Genomic DNA, 20,803 nt, shown 5'->3' with positions numbered 1-20,803 from the left:
GATGCTTATCCGGCCTACAAAGTTCGTCGTTGTAGGCCGGAAGCGGTTACGCTACGTGACTCGCGGCAATATCCAGCAGCGCCATTTCTTCGCTGTTTAGCAATTTCTCAATATTGACCAGAATCAGCATCCGGTCACCCAACGCCCCCAGCCCCGTCAGGTATTCCGTCGACAACGTAACCGCGAATTCCGGTGCCGGACGAATTTGCTCCGTCGTCAGCGACAGTACATCCGAGACGCCATCCACCACAATTCCGACCACCCGCTGACCCAGGTTAAGCACAATCACTACGGTGTTTTCATTGTAATCGACATCGCTCTGGCTAAACTTCACACGCAGGTCAACAATCGGCACAATCACACCGCGCAGATTGGTGACGCCTTTGATAAACGCAGGTGTGTTAGCAATACGCGTCACCTGATCATAGCCACGGATTTCCTGCACTTTCAGGATATCGATACCGTACTCTTCATCCCCCAGCGTAAACACGAGGAATTCCTGACCTGACGGTTCGCCGGCCAGTTTAGTTACATTACTCATACCGGTCATATTATTCCCTTCTCACTCAATCAGGCGGCTGTGATCGCCACACGTTGTTCGCGGTTTAACCCCTGCAATGCAGAGACATCGACAATCAGCGCAACGCTGCCGTCGCCGAGGATCGTCGCTGCAGAAATACCAGGCACCTTCCGGTAGTTGCTTTCCAGGTTTTTGACGACCACCTGGTGTTGGCCAATTAACTGATCGACCAGCAGTGCATAGCGACGACCCGCACTTTGTAAAATCACCACAATTCCTTGTGTTGCTTCGGTTTTTGCGCCTTCAACCTCGAAGACTTTCCACAACTCAACCAGCGGTAAATACTCGCCGCGCACTTCCAGAACGCGCTCTCCCCCGGCAAGCGGATGAAGATCTTCTTCGCGCGGTTGCAGTGACTCCATCACGGCATTCAGCGGCAGGATAAAGACTTCATCCGCCACGCGTACGGACATCCCGTCGAGGATCGCCAACGTCAGCGGCAGCAAAATTCGAATGGTTGTTCCCTGTCCCTGTTTGGACTGGATTTCAACATGGCCCCCCATCTCCTGGATATTGCGCTTCACCACATCCATACCCACGCCGCGACCCGAGACATCCGTCACCTGTTCAGCGGTTGAGAAGCCAGGGGCGAAGATCAGCATGCCGACTTCATCATCGCTCATATTTTCGTGGATCGGCATGCCCTGAGAGACAGCTTTGGCGAGGATACGCTCGCGATTCAGACCAGCACCATCATCAGTGACTTCAATACAGATATTTCCGCCCTGATGCTCTGCGGAAAGCGTCAGATTACCAATTGGGCTTTTTCCGGCTTCAAGACGTTTTTCCGGCAGTTCGATACCGTGATCGAGGCTGTTACGTACCAGGTGCGTCAACGGATCGATAATGCGTTCAATCAGGCTCTTGTCGAGTTCGGTTGAGCTACCCACCTGCGTCAGTTCGACCTGTTTACCCAGCTTACCGGCCAGATCGCGCACCAGACGAGGGAAACGGCTGAACACATATTCCATCGGCATCATTCGAATCGACATCACCGACTCTTGCAAGTCGCGGGCGTTACGTTGTAACTGCCCCATACTGGTGATGAGATCGCCATGATTAACGGGATCCAGTTCATTAGAGCGCTGAGCCAGCATTGACTGGGTGATGACCAACTCGCCGACCAGGTTAATGAGCTGATCGACCTTCTCGACTGCTACGCGGATGCTGGTCGACTCGCTGGCGCGGGCTGGTTTGTCACGCTCCGCGCGGCCATGTGGCGCGTCACTGGCGGCGGCTTTTACCGCTGGCACAACGGTAACCGGCTGTGGCTTCGCGGCAACGGCTAGCGCTTCTACTTCTGCTTCTGCTTCTGCTTCAGTTTCAACGGCTGCAGGCGCAGCGCTGACGGTTTCAAATTCAATCTGATCAGCCTCAATCACAAAGCAGAGTACCGCGATGATGTCATCTTCCGCGAGGTTGCCATCAAGCGTAGCTGACAGCGTGTCGCTTCCTTTCACCACGTCGGTTAAGGTTGCCAGATTCCCTAGCTCTTCTTCCAGTAAATCCACTTCACTGGCTTTCAATCGCGAGAGAATAATGCGTTTCTTACTCTCTTCACAGACGGGTTCAGACTTTGCACCTGCCTCTTCCTGCATTGCTGTACTTTCAGCAACGCTCAGTTTAGCGGTATTGACCACCAACGGTGCGGTTTCACCTTTCGCTTCGAGCGCTAGCTGGCGTAACGCATTGCAAATGTACTCAAAGCTGGCGGCATCAGGCTCCTCTGAGCTTTTATAGGCGTCGAGCTGTTCCTGCATAATATCTTTCGTTTCCAAAAACAGGTTGATAATGTCGGCATTGAGCTGCATCTCGCCACGCCGCGCTTCATCCAGCAGGTTTTCCATCAGATGGGTCGTTTCCTGCAAAATGGTAAAGCCGAAGGTGCCCGCCCCGCCTTTTATCGAGTGCGCAGCACGAAAAATCGCATTCAGCTGTTCGGAATCCGGGGCTTCAGGAACCAAATCAAGCAGGTGTTGCTCCATGTCAGCCAACAGTTCGTCAGCTTCATCAAAAAATGTTTGATAAAAATCGCTTATATCCATGCTCACGCTATCACCTCGGATTGGCTGGTGGCGATGTGGGAACGCTTGCCGGCGGGAGTTCCGCTGGCTGTTGTAAGACACTTACCGGCTCATTCTGGCTTTCAGCGTTTTCATGCAAAATGGCCTCTTCCGCCTGCTTATTGAGAACCAGCAGGCTTATACGGCGGTTGATAGCGTCATCGGGACCGCGATCGCTCAGACGCATCGTGGCGGCCATACCTACCACACGTAATACTTTTCCATCATCCAGACCGCCGCTAACCAGCTCGCGTCGCGATGCGTTAGCACGATCAGCAGACAGCTCCCAGTTGCTATACCCTTTCTCACCATTGGCGTAAGGGTAATCATCCGTATGACCGGAAAGGCTGATTCTGTTTGGGATCCCGTTGAGCACTGGCGCGATGGACCGCAGGATGTCGCGCATATACGGTTCGACCTCCGCGCTACCGGTCTTAAACATCGGGCGGTTCTGGCTGTCGATAATCTGTATTCGCAACCCTTCCTGAACTAAATCAATTTTCAAATGCGGGCGTAGTGCGCGCAGTTTGGGGTCCGATTCAATCAGTTGATCAAGATCGCCGCGAAGTTTGCTCAACCGACTTTGTTCCATGCGTTTTCTTAAATCATCAATATTCGGCTGCTTATTCACCTCTCCCTGCTGCTGGGTGTAATCATCCCCGCCGCCTGGAATTGGGCTTTGGCTATTCGAAATGCGATTTCCCCCGGTTACCGCGGTGGCCAGCGGCGTACGGAAATATTCGGCAATCTGGATCAATTCTTTAGGGCTGGAGATGGAAATGAGCCACATCACCAGAAAGAAGGCCATCATCGCGGTCATAAAATCGGCGTAGGCGATTTTCCACGAACCATGCGCCCCACCACCGTGACCTTTATGCTTGCGTCGCTTTACAACGATAATGGGATGGGCCTGATTTTTCATGCGTCCTCGGTCGTCTGCTGCGCAGTTGGATTTCTCACCGCACGAACATGCTCTTCCAGTTCGATAAACGAAGGACGTTCGCTGGAATACAGAGTCTTACGACCAAATTCAACGGCAATTGGCGGCGCGTAACCATTCAGGTTAGAGAGCAGAGTTATCTTCACACACTGCATCATTTTGGTTGTTTCAGCACTTTTCTGGCGTAAAACGCTGGCGAGTGGAGAAATAAATCCATAGGCCAGTAAAATACCGAGGAATGTCCCTACCATCGCATGCGCAATCAGCGAACCCAGTTCCGCCGCCGGACGGTCAGCGGAAGCCAGAGCGTGAACAACCCCCATAACAGCTGCCACGATCCCGAACGCCGGTAATGAATCCCCCACCATCGCAAGGCTATTGGCAGGGACTTCGGCTTCACTTTCGTGAGTCTCAATTTCTTCGTCCATCAACGCTTCAATTTCAAACGTGTTCATGTTGCCGCTGATGATCAGACGCAGATAATCGACAATAAAATCAAGCATCACGGCATCTGCGAGAATACGTGGATAGCTGGCGAAGATTTCACTTTCTTTGGGGTTTTCGATATCGCGCTCAAGTGAGAACATGCCCTGCTGACGTGACTTGGCCATCAGGCGGTACAGCAGCGCCAGCAGATCCATATACATCGCTTTGGTGTATTTTGAACGACGGAAAAGCATCGGGATCGCTTTCATCGTCCCCTTGATGGCTTTCCCGTTATTGCCGACGATGAATGCCCCAATACCCGCGCCACCGATAATCACCAGCTCAGCCGGTTGATAGAGTGCCCCAAGGTGTCCGCCGGTCATCATGTAACCGCCGAAAACTGTACCAATAACAACCAGGTAACCTAATAAGATAAGCACGACATCATCCTTTCGCAATTGACTATGACAGGATGCGCAGTCGGGCAGTTAACTTGAGGTCAGGGCAAAAAAAAGCAGCGGTAATCGCTTACCGCTGCTGGAGTGTTTGTCCACACCGTATCAGTTAAACAGCTTGTTCGATCTGTTCATCCAGCAGTTGTGGAATAATATCGGCAGCATTCTGGGAAAGTTTACGTCTTTTTACGGCCCGTGACGGCGGTTGGCATAAACTGCAGGCGAAGCTGCCCGCGGGTTGGTGTGCGTGGGTGATAAAATTCCCGCCGCAACAATTGCATCTGGACAGTTCTAGCAACCCACTGTCGACAAAACGCACCAGCGTCCAGGCGCGAGTTAACGCCAGCAACGGGCCTTCTTCCGGTTGTGGACATTGCTCAAGATACAAACGATACGCCTTGATTACGGCATCAACACCGCTGCACAAACCGGTTTTGAGCAGGAATTGCCATGCGTTACAAAACATCGAAGCATGAATATTTTGTTCCCACGTCATAAACCAGTCGGTGGAAAAAGGTAACATCCCTTTTGGCGGAGGACTGCCGCGTAATTCTTTGTACAGCTTGATAAGTCGACCGCGGCTTAATTGCGTTTCGCTCTCCAGCATTTGCAAACGAGCGCCCAATGTGATTAATTCCATTGCCAGCTGAATATCACGCGCTTCCTGAACAATGCTTTTTTCGCTCATCATCAAGCCCTTTTCTTACGCGCTGCATCATCGATGTCGCTTAACAGGCGTGTTGAAAGCATGATACCGGTATGTATTTGCTGGAGATCATCAACGCGAGAGTCTTGCGTCAGGCGAGTAACAGTCTGGTGATCGTCGAAACGGAAATGGCATACCAGTTGGTTGGTTTCAGCCAGTTTGACCATTTGAGGAAGTGTTAATGTTGCCAACGTATCCGCCATCTCTTCGCTGATACCAAGGCGAAACATCGCAGATGCTTTGTCCTGAACGATCAAACGTTGTGCAAGCAATAAATATGACAAATTGATGTCATAAATGTGTTTCAGCAACTCGGATGTATGCATTATTTGCATCCATAATAACCAACATTATTTTTATGCGGTAAAACCGCACCCCGTGATGTCGCCGGGAAGGCCCGGTAAAAAAAAAGCAAAAGGTCAAATACATAGCAGCGTGACGGCACTTACGCGTTGTCTAAACAGTCCTTTTTCAGAAGGCCGTATTCCTTACAAGCTCACATCAATTCTTACAAATGTCTAAGATTTTTCCTAATTCGACGCAACTCTACCCGCCACCCGTTACACATACAACGGAGCCATGCCGCGAATTTGAAGAATATGTGACGCAGATCACATAAACCAGCCAAACACTTAACATAAATCCATCAGCACAGCTTTTACTTTGCTTATTTTTTAATCCAACAATCTCCATTTCAATTCCTTTGGGACGAATATTCTTGCAATAAAAGCGAATAGTATTTTGTTCACAAACGTTAATATCACATTGTAAAATAGCGAGCTTGATCACATTATTTATGCAAAACACCGTTTCAATTAAACGCTTTATAAACAATAACTTAAATATTAAGAGTGATTAATTAATACCGGCTTGTGATAACCAGTAGAATGTTAAAATATGTTTATTTTTTATTAACACATTGTTTTCATTAGCAGTGAGTTTTACTTAAGTACCCTCAGTGTATTTACAAGTTATATGGCTCAATTATTCTATTTATAAGAATAATTAATGAATAATCATGACGGTATTCACACTATCCAGGAAGGAATGGTTGCAGTATGGAGTAAGCTGAGTAATGCTAAAAAATCCTCTCATAATTCTTAAAAAAGGAGTGAGTTATGAGCTACACACACATTCTTGTTGCGGTTGCCGCCACACCTGAAAGCCAACAGTTGTTAGCCAAGGCAGTTTCAATCGCCCGTCCTGTCAATGCCCGTATTAGCCTGATAACTCTGGTCTCAGACCCTGAACTTTATAATCAGTTTGCAGCCCCCATGCTGGAAGACCTGCGCGAAGTGATGCAAGAGGAGACTCAGGATTTTATCAACAAGCTCGGCAAAGAAGCGCAGTACCCCATTGAACATACCTTTATCACCTATGGGGCACTGAATGACCATATTCTGGACGTATGCCGGAAACACGCGGTCGATCTGGTCATTTATGGCAACCATAACCACAGCTTCTTTTCGCGCGCGTCCTGCTCAGCGAAAAGCGTAGTTAGTGCCAGCCAGGTGGATGTTCTACTGGTTCCACTGGCTGGAGATTGAATTTCGTTTTTGGCGCGTCACGCCAGTTTTGAGCAGGAAGAAACTTGATCAGACAATGACTGTTTACTCTGGCGTGGGGAGACTTTTTCCAAATCGCAAATGAACCTCGCCTGCCAGTTGTCGATATCATTTTTAATGATAGTCTCAAGCATCTCAGCGTGGCGGGTAATACGCTCACCGAGCGGCATTGTCAGCGCCTGGTTTAATGCGCCAGCCACTTCATCCCGGTCATACGGGTTAACGATAAGCGCGGAAGTTAGCTCATTCGCGGCGCCGGCAAATTGTGATAACACCAGAACACCGGGGTTGGCTGGATCCTGTGCAGCCACGAACTCTTTCGCCACCAGGTTCATACCATCGCGCAGCGGTGTCACCAATCCGACATCGGAATAACGGAAGATCTTCATCAGCAATTTACGATCAAAGTACTGGTTCAGATAATAGAGCGGCGTCCAGCCCAACTGCCCATATCTGCCGTTAATCCGCCCCGCTTCGGTCTCCAGCTGATGGCGAATATCCTGGTAGGCCTGCACCTCTTCACGCGACGTTGGCGCGATCTGCGTATAGCGAATTTTGCCGTGATGCTGCGGATAATGTTCCAGCAGAGCTTCATAGGCCTGAAAGCGCTCTGGCAAACCTTTGGAGTAATCCAGACGCTCAACCGAAAAAATATTCTGCACGTTTTTAAGTTCTGCTTTTAACTGCGCCAGCTTCGGCGGCAGAGGCCCGGAAGCCTGTCGGGCAATCTCATCCGGCTCGATACCGATGGGATAAACCTGCGTGCAAAACGCTTTTCCCCATGCCCGGTGGTGTTTTTCGCCGTGTGTGGACACCTGAGTCTGAGCGGCCAGACAATCCAGAAAAGCCTGGCGATCGTTTTCGGTCTGGAAACCGAGTAAATCAAAATCACACATTTGTTCCAGCAGCGCCTGATGTGGGGGTAGCGCATTAAAAATTTCAGGCGTTGGGAAAGGAATATGCAGGAAAAAACCGATGCGGTTATTCACGCCGCGTTTACGCAGTTCGCTGGCAAACGGCAACAGATGGTAATCATGAACCCAGATGATGTCGTCTTCGCTCAGCAGCGGCAGCAGTTTATCGACCAGCAAGGCATTCACCCGCTGGTAACCTTCCCATGCAGGACGCTGAAACTGAACCAGGTCCAGGCGATAGTGAAATGCGGGCCATAAAACAGCATTCGAAAACTGACAGTAATATTCTTCATAATCCTGTTCGTTCAAATTAAACGAAGCCCAGGTAATATTGCCACGTGTGACTTTTTTTAATGGTTTGTCTTCATTACCTATGTCACCACTCCAGCCAAACCACAGGCCACCAGCAGCTTTCAGCGCGCCCAGCACACCAACGGCAAGTCCGCCTGCGCTCCCTTTATCATCGGGTGAGGCGATACGATTAGATACTACGACTAAACGACTCATAGCCACCTCTTCTGTTTTTCGTTACTTTCGATTCTTGCTGCGAAGAGTTAATTTGCTCCAGCCAGTGCCAGACATCCTTAACGCTATCCAGTCGCCACGCGGCCTGCGTCGCTCCGCTCCCTACTTTTACGGAAATACCCCCAGCGCGATTAATTACGCCAAACCCTGTCTCATCCGTCAGATCGTCACCGAAAAAAACGGGGATCCGTCCGGCAAAAGGCGCTTCCTGCATAAATGCGGCGATCGCATCACCTTTATTGATGCCCTTCGGTTTTATCTCCACGACGCATTTCCCGTGCTGCACAGCCAGTTGCGGCCATCTGCGCACAATCTGTTCAGCCAGGTGAATTAGCGTCGCTTCATGCTCAGGCGACTGACGATAGTGCAGCGCGAAAGCCATACCTTTTGCTTCAAGGGTTGTGCCCGGCATCGCCGCCAATGCGGTGTGTAATAGCTCCCCTGCTTCACGCTCAGTATCCTCAGCCAGGCGCACGACATGGGTTTGACCATTGATGTCACGGCGTTCAGCCCCATGTACTCCGGCAAGCGGAAACCGAAAGGGGTCGGTCAGCACGTCTAGCTCAGCCATCGAGCGCCCTGAAATCAATGCCAGCGCCCCCGCATTATGCGTCGCCAGCTGATGTAATAATTGCAGGATTGTCTCAGGGACAACGACCTGGTCTGGATAGGGTTTGATCTCAGCCAATGTTCCATCAAGATCAAAAAAGTAAGCACAGTTTGCAGATTGTTCAGGGGGTAAGATCAGTGATGCTGTCACCCGGTTATCCTCCTCATCATGGTTTGTACGCCGCGCGGATCGCGCCGTATATATGATGTATGACGGATATAAGTATAGACAGTGTGACTATGCTCGCCATTTGGAAAAACAATCGCCAGCCGGGTAGCGGCTGGCGATGAGCTGAAGCTAGACTAAAAAGTTGGGGATAAAATAATCAAACGGTACGCTTCGCTTTTTGCTTGTAACGGTCGAAGATCACCGCCGCCAGCAGGATAAGACCACGAACGACATACTGCGCGAACGGAGAGATATTCAGCAGGTTCATCGCATTCTCAACCGTACCCAGGATCAACACCCCAGCCACCACATATGAGATTTTTCCGATGCCGCCTTTGAGCGAAACGCCCCCTAACACGCACGCAGAAATCACGATCAGCTCATAGCCTATTGAGGTCATTGGCTGACCACTGGTCATACGTGATGCAAGGATAATTCCGGCAATGGCGGAGACCAGCCCGGAAAGAATAAAGATAATAATCTTGGTACGAACAACCGGAACCCCAGCCAGGCGTGCCGCCTCTTCATTGCCCCCGATGGCCAGCGTATTACGACCAAATGTGGTTTTATTCAGTAGTAAGCCAAAGGCGATGAAACAAACGACTGTGATCCAGATTGGCGCCGGCAGACCAAACCAGTTAGCGTAACCGAGCGTGAAGAAGCGCTCGTCTTCAATCCCCACGGCCTTACCGTCGGAAATAATATAGGCCAGACCGCGTACAATCTGCATGGTCGCAAGGGTGGTGATCAGGGCATTAATTTTTAAACGCGCAATCACGAACCCATTAACCAGACCGCATAGAATACCGAGCAGCAGCCCGGCAGCCACGCCAATCCACAGGCTTTCGGTCATGTTAATGACCACGGCAGTGGTGACCCCAGCGCAGGCAATCACGGACGCAACGGACAGGTCAAAGTCACCGGATGCCAGGCAAAATAGCATTCCGCACGCAACCATACCCGACATCGATACCGCCAGCCCCAGCCCCTTCATGTTGATGAAAGTTGCAAAGTTTGGCACAAACAGGGAACAAACGAGGAACAGCACGGCAAACACCACCAGCATCCCGTACTGATCCCAAATGCGGCCAAGATTTAGCGCCGACTTCGCAGCACCTGAACCCGACGTAGAAACGGAAGACATCATTCTCTCCTTATTCAGGCTACAGCCTGGCTGACTTTAGGCATAGCAAGGCTTAACGCCTGGCGCTCATCCGCCTGTTCATGAAGTAATTCTCCAGCAATTTCGCCTTCTCTCATCACCACAATACGGTCGGCGACACCGAGCACCTCTGGCAGGTCACTGGAAGCAAACAGCACGGCCACGCCGCGCGCCGCAAGGGCATAAATCACGTTATAAATTTCATGCTTAGCGCCCACATCAATGCCGCGTGTAGGTTCGTCCAGCAAGATCACCTTCATCTCTTCCGATAACCAACGACCAAGAATAGCCTTCTGCTGATTACCGCCAGAGAGGTTCATAATCAGTTGCTCCGCGCCCGGCGTTTTAATATTGAGTGAACGAATATGGTGATCGGCATTGGTCTCTTCCCAGCCGTTGTTAATCACGCATCCTCCCAGAACATGTTTACGACGCGCGCTAATGTTGATGTTGTTACGCACCGAATGGACCGGAATAATCCCTTCTGCTTTACGATCCTCCGGGCACAGCATCATCCCCGCTTCAATGGCATGGCTCGGTTTACGGATATCAATCGGTTGTTGATCAATAAACACCTGACCTGCCGTAATTCGTGTACCGCCAAACAGCCCTTTCATCAATTCACTACGTCCAGCCCCCACCAGACCAAACAATCCGACAATTTCACCGCTTCGCACCGATAAACTGATCGGCGTACGCACGCCAGGGGCTTTTACCTCATGCAAACGCAGGCGCTCTGCACCATACGGTCTGGATTTCCAGCCATAAATATCGCCAAGGTCGCGCCCAACCATCGCCTGTACCAGCGCATCGTGATCGACCTGCTGCATGTCCGTAAACGTTTTGACGTAATGACCATCTTTAAACACGGTAATGGCATCGCTGAGGGCAAAAATCTCCTCCATACGGTGCGAAACGTACAAGATGATGCGTCCTTCATTGCGCAACTCGCGGATAACGCGAAACAGATTCTCAATCTCACGTGCTGACAGGGAGCTGGTCGGTTCATCAAACGCAATAATTTTGGCGTTTCGCGCCAGCGCTTTCGCAATCTCCACCATCTGCCATTGACCGATGGAGAGGTATTTCAATGGTGTGTCGGGATCGATATCCATGCCCAGATGCTTAAGCTGGATCCCCGCTTCATAGTTCAGCAGCGAGCGGTTCACAATTCCGCCTTTATGCGGCAACTGGCCTAGATAAATATTCTCGGCAACGGTCATTTCCGGGACGAGATGCAGCTCCTGATAAATAATGGCGACACCGGCATTAAGCGCAGCAGTGGTGTCCGCAAACGAAACCTCTTGTCCGCGGATCGTCAAAGATCCCGTTGTTGGCGCATAGTTACCGCTGAGAATCTTTAAGAGTGTTGACTTCCCGGCGCCATTTTCGCCCATCAGCGCATGCACCTGACCGGCATAGCAGTCGAAACTGATATCCGTAAGCGCTTTAACGCCGGGGAACGTTTTGCCAATGCCGCGAAATGAGAGATACGGGGTAGACTGTTGCATAACGTCTCCGTGAATCAGATCTTTATGCCGGATAGCGGCGTTGCCTCATCCGGCCTACTGAGTACGCAATTCGTACGCCGGACAAGACGCATTGACGTCGCATCCGGCGTTTATGTTACTTACCGCCTAAGCCTTTCTTCGCGAGCTCTTCTTTGAAGTTATCGCGGGTAATCAGCACTACATCCGTCACTTCGGTAAACGCCGGAGGCTCTGCACCTTTTGTTACCCAGTTGTAGAGCATTTCGCTTGATTTATAGCCGTGAACGTCCGGGCTTGGCAGCAATGAGCCGTAGAACCCGGTCGCTTCGCCTTTGGACAGTTCGCTTACTGCATCAACGCCGTTGATACCAATACCAATTACGTTTGGTGCTTTGAAGCCCTGCCCTTCGGTCGCACGTACGCCGCCCAGCACGGTGTTGTCGTTCATGCCGACAATCAGCCAGTGTTTGACTTCAGGATGCTGAACCAGCATAGAGTTAGCGGCATCGAATGCGCCGGGGATATCATTTGATTTAGTTGGGACCTGGTAGATCTGTTTTTCCGGGAAGCCAGCGGCTTTAAGCGCTTCCATTGAACCAGAAGTACGACGACGTGCGGTGTCGAGTTCGTTCGCAGTTATAGCCATCACGGCGGTGGATTTCACATCCCAGCCGCGTTTTTGCATCTCCTTGTACAGTTCCTGACCCTGGCGCTCACCAATTTTGGTTGCCGCCATCATCACTAACGGCACGGTCTCCATCGGCTTGCCTTTGGCGTTGGCAAACTGGTCATCAACGGCAATGACTTTCATATCGTAGCCACGTGCCTTCGCCATAATGGCAGGCCCGAGTTTAGGATCCGGGGTACAAATGACAAACCCTTTTGCGCCACTGGCAGCGAGGCTGTCGATGGCGTTAAGGGTTTTCTCACCATCCGGAACGGCAATTTTGATCACCTCAAAGCCAAGGTCTTTACCGGCTTTATCGGCAAATTTCCATTCTGTCTGGAACCACGGTTCTTCCGGCTGTTTAACCAAGAAACCGAGCTTCATGGATTCAGCGATAGCGGATTGTGACATAATGGCAGCCAGACCGATGGCAGCCAGCGCTTTAGTGAATTTGTGCATGGTTAACTCCAGCTTTAACGTTCTTTTATGTAGGGTAAAATCAGACGATTTTTTGTAATTCGGACGTAAAACAAGGCATTACCTTTTATTGATAAGATCAATGCCAGTGCTGAGAGTATTTTTAGCGGGAAATTGATTCTCCATAAGAGAGCGGCATCACACCACAGAATTACAGTAATTGCGTACATAAATTCAGCGGGAAATGACATAAAAAAACGCGGTTTTGTCGACGGAAAAAAAGAGGAATAGCAGATTAGTCCATAACATCAGCCAACGAATCCTTGTTCCCGAATACCGAAGCATTCGGGAAAATGATTACCATTGGTAATAAATGTGGTCAGCGTGATCGCGAACCGGAGTGTCGTCGCCCAGCAGACGCGCCGAAAGCGTCAGCGCGAAATCGAAAATATGCCCTAACCCTTTGCCGCTAATCAGATTGCCATCTTCAACCACCGGCGCATCGATATATTCCCCATCGGTGACGTTTTGCCACAGCTCTCCAGAGCACACGTAGCGACGCCCCTTCAGCAGACCGTTGCCGCCCAACACCCGTGCAGCCGCAGAACACACCGGGCAGATGAGTTTCCCCTCATCATCATGACGAGCCACAAACCGGATAACCGCCTCACTGGCGGCAAGGTTAACGCTACCCTGCGGCCCGCCAGGCAACACGATGGCATCGTAGAGATACGACTGACGCGCGGCCAGCGTGCTGTCCGTTACCATCGGTACGTCATGGTAACTCACCACCGCGCGTGACTCCGCGCAGGCCAGAGTTTCAACCTCGATATTCAGTCGACGCAGAATATCAATGGTAACTATCGCCTCCGCCTCTTCAAAACCGGGTGCCAGCAGCACCGCGACTTTCTTCATATGTAACTCCTCGCTTTATCCACATAAACGAAACAATTAATGACGAATAGTTCTGGCCGTTAAATTTCTCAATTTGATTAAAACTGATCTGGCACAAAAAATTAGCTATCAGATCATTAATCCGATCGTGAAATTGCTTCGCAGCATGAACAGATAATCATCAGGAGCCAGACAATATCTTATTGTGGAAAATATTTTTGTGATTTAAAACACCATTTCATTATTGAAATGTGGATTTAATAACATAAATATCAACTCGTTGCATTCATGTCATCTATATGCAAAGAGAGCAGAAGCACAGATGGGGTGATGACAATATGTAAAAAAACATAAATACACAGATTTAAGGATTTTCTTATGTCGGAGCAAGCGTTATGCTGATTCACGATCGGGAGCGAATATAATTCGCGATCGCTAAAGGACCGGCGGAACGGATTTATTCTGCTAACAGTTATAATTGTACGTAGAGATGTAGTGCAGCGGCAGCCCGTTGTACTGGCGTTAGTAACGTACATCCCCCTTTCTGTAAATAAGGATATTGATATGGCTGCAGTTGGAATTGTTCATAAACTCAACACCCAAATGAACCTCGAGTTCTACGCATCGAATCTTTACCTGCATCTTAGTGAGTGGTGCTACGAACATAGCCTGACAGGTACCGCAACGTTTCTGCGTACTCAGGCGCAAGGTAATGTGACTCAAATGATGCGTATGTTCAATTACATGAAAAGTGCCGGGGCTAACCCCATCGTCAAGGCCATTGATGTTCCGGGTGATGAGCTGACTTCCCTTGAAGAATTGTTTCAGAAAACGTTGGACGAATATCAACAGCGCGCGAGTAAGCTCTCGCGCTTAACCAATGAAGCTGAAGCGTTAAACGATGCACCAACGATCGATTTTCTTCACGACCTGGAGAAAGAGCAGCAGCAGGATGGCGTGCTGTTGCAGACGATTCTTGATGAAGTCCGCAGCGCCAAACGTGCAGGACTGTGCATGGCGCAAACCGATAAGCACCTGCTTAACGTTGTTAACTATCAACAGCACTGATATCTGACGCCTCAACATCTGCGCCTCCCATTCTGCGAGGCGCAAAAAAACCTTTCTAAAACCTGAAACAACGGTTTATTTTAGTGAGATTCATTCTGCGGCGTGAATTTCAACTCGATCAAGGCAACCGCTTTTTGTATTGCACGCATTGTGACCGGATCGGCACCTGCAGGATGGCTGGAAAAATCGATGCTTTTCAGCTGGCTGGACATTTTCTCCCGAACTTCTACCGGGGCAATAACATCAAGAACATCCAGAATTTGCTTGATAACCAGCTGACAGGCAACAACGTCCGAGAGCAGTTCCTGATCGGCATTCAGTGTTTGGGACATAGTGAGCTCCTTATAGAAAGGTCGTCATAGTACCCATTCAGCGCTCGAAACGATAGCCGCACACGCATTACGAATACGCTGAAACTAAAAATAGTTCCAGTCAGTTTCTTTTGAGATGGCAAGCACAGCATGAGTGAAAAGCTAGCGGTTGAGAACAAACGCGGTCTTTCCCCGGCAGCATTACTTGTTGCCGGAGCTTTCTTTATGGAGTTTATCGACGGTACGGTAATTGCCACCGCCCTGCCTGACATGGCCATTAGTTTTGGCGTGCAGGCGGTAGATCTGAACATTGGCATTAGCACCTACCTGATCACTCTCGCGGTACTGCGTACCACACCTAAACATCAATTGATCACTGCTATTGCGACCCTGACGTGGCCCGTATTAGTCGCGCCTATTATTGGTCCTCCTTTGGGAGGATTCATCACCAGCTACGCCAACTGGCGCTGGATTTTCTTTATTAATGTTCCGCTGGGAATACTGGCGATTGTGCTGGCGCTACGTTTTATCCCGGATATTCATGACGACGAGCGCCGCCCGTTCGATATCTCGGGGTTTATCGCGACCTCTGTTGCGATGGTTAGCCTGGTGTATGCCATGGAGTTATTGGGAGCTCAGCAGCCGCAGGGCTTCTGGCGCTAGGGGTAATGACCTTCCTGTTTGCTCTGCATCATTTTCGTCGCACCGCCTGGCCGATGATTCGTCTGGATGCCATAAGCGTCCCTACTTTTCGCGTCACCATGTACGGTGGGTCGCTGTTTCGTGCTTCAATCAGCGCAGTACCATTTTTGCTGCCGTTAATGTTACATGTCGGTTTCGGCATGAACGCTTTTCACGCGGGTTCGCTGGTACTGGCGGTATTTGTGGGCAATCTGACGATTAAACCTGCTACCACGCCGTTGATACGCCGGCTGGGCTTTAAGAAACTATTGCTGATCAACGGCGCACTGAACGTCCTGGCGTTGCTGGCCTGCGCATTGTTCACGCCACAGACCCCCACCTGGGTTATTTTACTGGTGTTGTATCTGGGCGGCGTGTTCCGCTCTATTCAGTTTACCGGCGTCAGCACGCTCGCTTTTGCGGACGTCCCCGCTTCACAAATGAGCTACGCCAATACGCTGTTCAGTACGGCAACACAATTAGCGGTAGGTTTAGGTATTTCATTAGCCGCTATTGGGATCCGCATCGGCGATGAAATCAGTGAATGGCTGGCATTAGGCAATATTCCAGGGAGCAGTTTCCGGTTGGCCTTTGTCATGATTGCCATTATTTGTCTTGTCGGTATGGTGGATACGCTGCGACTCGCCCCGGATGCTGGAAGCGCAGTATCAAACAAGAACAGATAGCCCGGCAGGTGCCCCCCCGGGCCAACAGAATTTAGCCAATTATCTCACGGACAAATGATTCAATCGCTTTGTCCTGGCAGTTCTCAAAGAAGCACTGCTGGAAGCGCGGACCAGACACGGCGGTTTTCACCAGCTCAGGATCGATAGCGCGCAACGTGTCCAAATAGTTTTCTTTTACCACCGCCGCTTTCACTTGATTCAGTATACCAGCGTTACGCACCTGGGGCTCTTTACGCTCAGGTGGGTAACCTTCGCCGTTACGACCAGTGAACGCTTTCTCAAACATATAGCGCACATTCAACTCAGCACCCCAGCCAAAACCCTTGGCGAATGCCAGAGATAGCGCATTGCCGTTGTTGATCTGAGAGAACAAGAATGCGTCTGCCGGATCGAGGCAGTAACCACACACCACGCCCGGATGTATATTCAAAGACATCATTGCCCCCTGGCCCGTACCGCACCCCGTGACAACAAAATCCACCGCTTTAGAATTAAGCAGGATGCTGGCCATGATACCTAAATGGATGTAGGTCAGATGATGGTCATTTTCGTCGTTCATCCCGACGTTATACACGGGAAAACCTTTCTCATCCGCGACGGCCTTAAGCTCGTTATGAATGATGGCATTTTTGCTTGCCTGGCTGTTTTCCATCATCAATGCAATTTTCATTCTTTAATCTCCTGAATGCGCTGCGGTGGTCCGCTGAAAGTCATAACATTCAGGCCACATTACTATTTTGCAAACTCACTTTCAAATTTAATGAAATTTAGTTTTATAAAATAATGAAGTGCTCACATTTTTCCCTCGGCAGATCAGAATGGCCTCAATAAAATGACGTCGTTGCGATTAATCGCAGGTGATCTTCAGGCTATTCAAGCCATTGCTGAGGCAGCACGTATGCCATGATGTCGTATCTCCGTACTTTCAGAGCGATCACATGAAGACCTTTATCCTTGCCCTTTTGCCGCTCGTGCTGACAGGATGCACTATTACTAAACAGGCGCAGGTCAGTGAAGCCAGCGCCATCACCGGCGTGGTTCGCCTGACCTACAACCAGGCCATACTGCAAACGGCCCGTACTGATGACTACGTTACCCAAGGAACCGCGACCAAAGAGTGTCAGCGCCTGGGTTATGCCAACGCAATGGCGTTTGGTCAACCGGTTTCAACCTGTAGCGTATATGCCGGTTCTCTGTGCTTAAATACCAAAATTACGCTCGCCTGGCAGTGTCACGGTGTCGCTATCCGCCAATCACCTTCCTTCAATTATTAATATTTCCGACCAGCATATTATTGCTGGTCTTCTGCCTTTTCATTATTTGTATCCTGAGTTTAATAGCGTTAATGCGTTTTATTCCCATTCGTATTTTTGATAAATAATTATATTATTTTACCTTTTGCAAATAATTAAATAACAAATTATAGTGACGCCACGTCAATATATTAACGTTTGTGGAGCAGAACCATGCTAAAAACAGAAATGATCGACCAACTGAATGAGCAGATGAACCTTGAATTGTATTCATCGCTGCTCTACCAACAGATGAGCGCGTGGTGCAGCTATCACAGCTTTGAAGGTGCCGCCGCGTTTTTGCGCCGTCACGCCCAGGAAGAGATGACGCATATGCAGCGTCTGTTTGATTACCTCACCGACACCGGCAGTTTGCCGCGTATTAACACGGTCTCTTCCCCTTTTGCTGAATATGCGTCTTTAGACGAACTGTTCCGTGCGACTTACGAACACGAGCAGTTAATCACTCAGAAAATTAATGAGCTGGCACACGCGGCAATGACTCACCAGGATTATCCAACATTTAATTTCCTGCAATGGTATGTTGCCGAGCAGCATGAGGAAGAGAAATTATTTAAATCTGTCATCGATAAGTTATCGCTGGCAGGGAAAAGTGGTGAAGGTCTTTATTTCATCGATAAAGAACTGGCTACGCTTGATACACAGAATTAATGTTGTGAGGTAATGAGGGCAACACGCCATCATTACCTATTAATATCAGTGGCGGCAGATCTTGCTTTCGTGCGTAGAGAAGCCGTCTTCTTTTGCAATAAATTTTCCCTTCGCTGCTAAAAAAGCCACCAGTTCAGCTGCTGTCATATCCGTCGCAGAGCAAGTGTGAAAACGCGCCTGATCGCCAAACCGTGCCGTGATCGCCGCTTCAAGGCTGGCATTTGAATACTGCTCGCCAGATTCAATCATCATGTTGAGCACTTCGTGACCGTGAATAGATTCCATACTACCTCCTCAATAAAAGCCGTAGCCTAATGTGAACTGCATGGCGTTGCATTGCGCTAACGCAGGTTTATTCGCAGATAAATGTCATTTGGTATACATCTTAAAGCATAAAATATCGTAAACGTAAGTTTACAATCATTGTAACGGTGATTTGACGAAAATAGCGTTTTGCCTTAACCTGCGCCGCAGATATAACCATTGATTATCTCTGGGACAGAGGAAAGCGTGAAAAACAGAACCCTGGGTAGTATTTTTATCGTGGCGGGAACCACGATCGGCGCCGGTATGTTGGCAATGCCGTTGGCTGCAGCAGGCGTGGGATTTAGCGTCACGCTGGTATTGTTAGTGGGTCTTTGGGCGTTAATGTGCTACACCGCGCTGTTGCTGCTTGAAGTGTATCAACATGTACCGGCCGACACCGGGCTGGGTACGCTGGCAAAACGTTATCTTGGTCGTTACGGACAATGGGTAACGGGCTTTAGCATGATGTTCTTAATGTACGCCCTGACGGCGGCGTATATCAGTGGCGCGGGTGAACTGCTGGCTTCCAGTATCAGCGACTGGACCGGAACCACTCTTTCTCCGACCATAGGCGTGCTGCTGTTCACCTTTGTTGCCGGTGGTGTAGTTTGCGTGGGGACTTCGCTGGTCGATCTGTTCAACCGTTTGTTGTTCAGCGCCAAGATAATCTTCCTGGTGGCGATGCTGGCCCTGTTAATGCCGCATATCCATAAAGTAAACCTGCTTACGCTGCCGCTACAGCAGGGGCTGGCGCTGTCCGCCATTCCGGTTATCTTTACTTCGTTCGGTTTTCACGGCAGCGTCCCCAGTATCGTCAGCTATATGAACGGTAACATCCGTAAACTGCGTTGGGTGTTTATCACCGGTAGCGCCATTCCGCTGATCGCCTATATTTTCTGGCAACTGGCTACGCTCGGCAGTATTAACTCGTCCACGTTCATGGGGCTGTTAGCCAACCACGCTGGCTTAAACGGTTTATTGCAGGCATTGCGTGAAGTCGTAGCGTCGCCACACGTCGAACTGGCGGTGCATCTGTTTGCCGATCTTGCGCTGGCGACCTCTTTCCTCGGCGTCGCGCTGGGATTATTTGACTACCTGGCCGACCTCTTCCAGCGCCGTAATACCGTAGCGGGAAGAATGCAAACTGGCGTGGTGACCTTCGTGCCGCCGCTGGCATTCGCGCTATTCTATCCACGTGGCTTCGTTATGGCGCTAGGTTATGCGGGCGTTGCCCTGGCAGTGCTGGCGCTGCTGATCCCCTCGATGCTGGCATGGCAGAGCAGAAAACAGAATCCGCAGGCTACCTACCGCGTGGCGGGCGGTGCTCCGGCGCTGGCGCTGGTATTCTTGTGCGGCATTGTGGTGATCGCAGTACAGTTCTCTATTGCAGCAGGATTACTACCAGAAGTGGGTTAAAACAAAAGGGGCTTTCGCCCCTTTTATTAATGCAAACAGCACTGCTTATATTTCTTGCCGCTGCCGCACGGGCATGGGTCATTACGCCCTACTTTGGCATCCACTTTTACCGGTACCTTGACCGGCGTTTCCTGGGGATGCGCCATCCACCAGGCATGCAGATCCAGCGCTGCCAGTCGAATGGCATCCACGCTCTCTTCAAACGCTTCTGGCGTCAGTTTCTCAACCACCGCAAAGTTCTCTTCCGTGCCATGCAACGCGATAGCCTCGAGCGCTGGTTTTAACGTGTCTGGTAACGTAGACCAGTCCGACAACGCAACGCCGCGCATATAACCGAAGCACCACTCTTCAACGATGGTCAGTTCATGCTCGTCAATTTCACGCAAACCAAACAGCGGCTCAAACTGATCAGGATATTCATCCAGACGATCGGCCGTATCCGCCATATGTTGAAACGCCAGGTTCATGAAACGCGTCATTTCTTTTTCGGAGGACCAGCGAGGAACATACTGCGCGCCGCCCCAAATAGCGACCAGCCACTGCTCCGGTTCAATTTCATACGGTGAACTCAGCACCGCCGTCAGTAAACCATCCAGTTCGGATACATCCAGAATAGCCTTGTCCGTGTTGTACTTTGTCAGTACATCATCCAGCCATTCCAGTTCGCTCTCGTTTAATGGTCCCGTTTTCATAACGCTTTTCCTTAGTCAAAAAATCTTGCCTGTGATCATCCTACATGGCTGGAGGGATAACAGATACAAATGGGCATATGCGGCTTACAGCTGCCGC

General features: G+C 50.1%; 21 protein-coding genes and 1 pseudogene. 6 read left to right on the top strand and 16 right to left on the bottom strand.

Annotation, left to right across the window (positions count from 1 at the left end):
- Nucleotides 1-46: 46 nt before the first annotated feature.
- The 6 genes from cheW to flhD form a co-directional block, all read right to left on the bottom strand.
- A complete protein-coding gene (gene cheW, locus NMD08_RS10560) occupies nt 47-550 on the bottom strand; it encodes a chemotaxis protein CheW (RefSeq protein WP_080858824.1) in 504 nt (167 codons plus the stop codon).
- 20 nt (nt 551-570) lie between these two features.
- Entirely contained in the window at nt 571-2,625 is a 2,055-nt protein-coding gene (cheA, locus tag NMD08_RS10555; protein WP_370620204.1) for a chemotaxis protein CheA, read from the bottom strand.
- A gap of 10 nt (nt 2,626-2,635) precedes the next feature.
- On the bottom strand, nt 2,636-3,565 hold the full coding sequence (gene motB, locus NMD08_RS10550) for a flagellar motor protein MotB (protein ID WP_151218863.1): 930 nt from the start codon (nt 3,563-3,565) through the stop codon (nt 2,636-2,638).
- On the bottom strand, nt 3,562-4,449 hold the full coding sequence (gene motA / locus NMD08_RS10545; RefSeq protein ID WP_016153442.1) for a flagellar motor stator protein MotA: 888 nt from the start codon (nt 4,447-4,449) through the stop codon (nt 3,562-3,564). Before motA ends, motB begins: the two co-directional genes overlap by 4 nt.
- Nucleotides 4,450-4,573: 124 nt before the next feature.
- Nucleotides 4,574-5,158 (bottom strand): flagellar transcriptional regulator FlhC, encoded by a 585-nt coding sequence (gene flhC / locus NMD08_RS10540; RefSeq protein ID WP_085951062.1) that lies wholly within the window; start codon nt 5,156-5,158, stop codon nt 4,574-4,576.
- Nucleotides 5,155-5,496: a flagellar transcriptional regulator FlhD gene (gene flhD / locus NMD08_RS10535; RefSeq protein WP_003034622.1), complete on the bottom strand. Its 342-nt coding sequence runs from the start codon at nt 5,494-5,496 to the stop codon at nt 5,155-5,157. The genes flhC and flhD overlap by 4 nt, the downstream gene beginning before the upstream one ends.
- A gap of 792 nt (nt 5,497-6,288) precedes the next feature.
- Here flhD and uspC point away from each other — a divergent pair.
- Nucleotides 6,289-6,717 carry a universal stress protein UspC gene (gene uspC, locus NMD08_RS10530; RefSeq protein WP_151218864.1) on the top strand — a complete coding sequence of 143 codons (429 nt, stop codon included), beginning with the start codon at nt 6,289-6,291 and terminating at the stop codon, nt 6,715-6,717.
- A 17-nt stretch (nt 6,718-6,734) separates the two neighbouring features.
- On the opposite strand, the gene otsA is transcribed toward uspC, so the two are convergent.
- From otsA to NMD08_RS10500, 6 genes are all read right to left on the bottom strand, one after another.
- Nucleotides 6,735-8,156, bottom strand: a complete 1,422-nt coding sequence (gene otsA, locus NMD08_RS10525) for an alpha,alpha-trehalose-phosphate synthase (protein ID WP_278238148.1) — start codon at nt 8,154-8,156, stop codon at nt 6,735-6,737.
- Nucleotides 8,131-8,934: a trehalose-phosphatase gene (otsB, locus tag NMD08_RS10520; RefSeq protein ID WP_151218865.1), complete on the bottom strand. Its 804-nt coding sequence runs from the start codon at nt 8,932-8,934 to the stop codon at nt 8,131-8,133. Before otsB ends, otsA begins: the two co-directional genes overlap by 26 nt.
- 175 nt (nt 8,935-9,109) lie before the next feature.
- Entirely contained in the window at nt 9,110-10,096 is a 987-nt protein-coding gene (gene araH, locus NMD08_RS10515) for an L-arabinose ABC transporter permease AraH (protein ID WP_151218866.1), read from the bottom strand.
- Nucleotides 10,097-10,110: 14 nt separating this feature from the next.
- Nucleotides 10,111-11,625 carry an arabinose ABC transporter ATP-binding protein AraG gene (araG, locus tag NMD08_RS10510; RefSeq protein ID WP_151218867.1) on the bottom strand — a complete coding sequence of 505 codons (1,515 nt, stop codon included), beginning with the start codon at nt 11,623-11,625 and terminating at the stop codon, nt 10,111-10,113.
- Nucleotides 11,626-11,740: 115 nt separating this feature from the next.
- On the bottom strand, nt 11,741-12,730 hold the full coding sequence (locus NMD08_RS10505) for an arabinose ABC transporter substrate-binding protein (RefSeq protein WP_151218868.1): 990 nt from the start codon (nt 12,728-12,730) through the stop codon (nt 11,741-11,743).
- A gap of 315 nt (nt 12,731-13,045) precedes the next feature.
- Nucleotides 13,046-13,603 carry a DJ-1/PfpI family protein gene (locus NMD08_RS10500; protein WP_151218869.1) on the bottom strand — a complete coding sequence of 186 codons (558 nt, stop codon included), beginning with the start codon at nt 13,601-13,603 and terminating at the stop codon, nt 13,046-13,048.
- Nucleotides 13,604-14,146: 543 nt separating this feature from the next.
- Between NMD08_RS10500 and NMD08_RS10495 the strand changes: the two genes are divergently transcribed.
- Nucleotides 14,147-14,650, top strand: a complete 504-nt coding sequence (locus NMD08_RS10495) for a non-heme ferritin-like protein (protein ID WP_151225622.1) — start codon at nt 14,147-14,149, stop codon at nt 14,648-14,650.
- A gap of 80 nt (nt 14,651-14,730) precedes the next feature.
- Here NMD08_RS10495 and NMD08_RS10490 read toward each other — a convergent pair whose 3' ends face one another.
- Nucleotides 14,731-14,982 carry a DUF2766 family protein gene (locus NMD08_RS10490; protein ID WP_003034595.1) on the bottom strand — a complete coding sequence of 84 codons (252 nt, stop codon included), beginning with the start codon at nt 14,980-14,982 and terminating at the stop codon, nt 14,731-14,733.
- Between the two features lie 129 nt (nt 14,983-15,111).
- Here NMD08_RS10490 and NMD08_RS10485 point away from each other — a divergent pair.
- Nucleotides 15,112-16,328, top strand: a pseudogene (locus tag NMD08_RS10485) (MFS transporter).
- A 31-nt stretch (nt 16,329-16,359) separates the two neighbouring features.
- On the opposite strand, the gene NMD08_RS10480 reads toward NMD08_RS10485, so the two are convergent.
- On the bottom strand, nt 16,360-16,998 hold the full coding sequence (locus NMD08_RS10480) for an RpiB/LacA/LacB family sugar-phosphate isomerase (RefSeq protein ID WP_151218872.1): 639 nt from the start codon (nt 16,996-16,998) through the stop codon (nt 16,360-16,362).
- 268 nt (nt 16,999-17,266) lie between these two features.
- On the opposite strand from NMD08_RS10480, the gene yecR reads away from it, so the two are divergent.
- Together yecR and ftnA are read left to right on the top strand one after the other, a co-directional pair.
- On the top strand, nt 17,267-17,602 hold the full coding sequence (gene yecR / locus NMD08_RS10475) for a YecR family lipoprotein (RefSeq protein ID WP_151218873.1): 336 nt from the start codon (nt 17,267-17,269) through the stop codon (nt 17,600-17,602).
- A gap of 192 nt (nt 17,603-17,794) precedes the next feature.
- Entirely contained in the window at nt 17,795-18,292 is a 498-nt protein-coding gene (gene ftnA / locus NMD08_RS10470) for a non-heme ferritin (RefSeq protein WP_151218874.1), read from the top strand.
- A 45-nt stretch (nt 18,293-18,337) separates the two neighbouring features.
- On the opposite strand, the gene NMD08_RS10465 is transcribed toward ftnA, so the two are convergent.
- Entirely contained in the window at nt 18,338-18,577 is a 240-nt protein-coding gene (locus NMD08_RS10465) for a YecH family metal-binding protein (protein WP_151218875.1), read from the bottom strand.
- 225 nt (nt 18,578-18,802) lie between these two features.
- On the opposite strand from NMD08_RS10465, the gene tyrP reads away from it, so the two are divergent.
- Nucleotides 18,803-20,014 carry a tyrosine transporter TyrP gene (gene tyrP / locus NMD08_RS10460; protein WP_370620119.1) on the top strand — a complete coding sequence of 404 codons (1,212 nt, stop codon included), beginning with the start codon at nt 18,803-18,805 and terminating at the stop codon, nt 20,012-20,014.
- A gap of 26 nt (nt 20,015-20,040) precedes the next feature.
- On the opposite strand, the gene NMD08_RS10455 is transcribed toward tyrP, so the two are convergent.
- Nucleotides 20,041-20,706 (bottom strand): YecA family protein, encoded by a 666-nt coding sequence (locus NMD08_RS10455; protein WP_151218877.1) that lies wholly within the window; start codon nt 20,704-20,706, stop codon nt 20,041-20,043.
- Nucleotides 20,707-20,803 lie beyond the last annotated feature (97 nt).

The sequence above is a fragment of the Citrobacter meridianamericanus genome, assembly GCF_041320245.1.
GTDB lineage: Bacteria > Pseudomonadota > Gammaproteobacteria > Enterobacterales > Enterobacteriaceae > Citrobacter > Citrobacter meridianamericanus.
The sequence above is the reverse complement of the archived record's forward strand: the minus strand, read 5'-3'. Positions and strand labels throughout refer to the sequence as shown.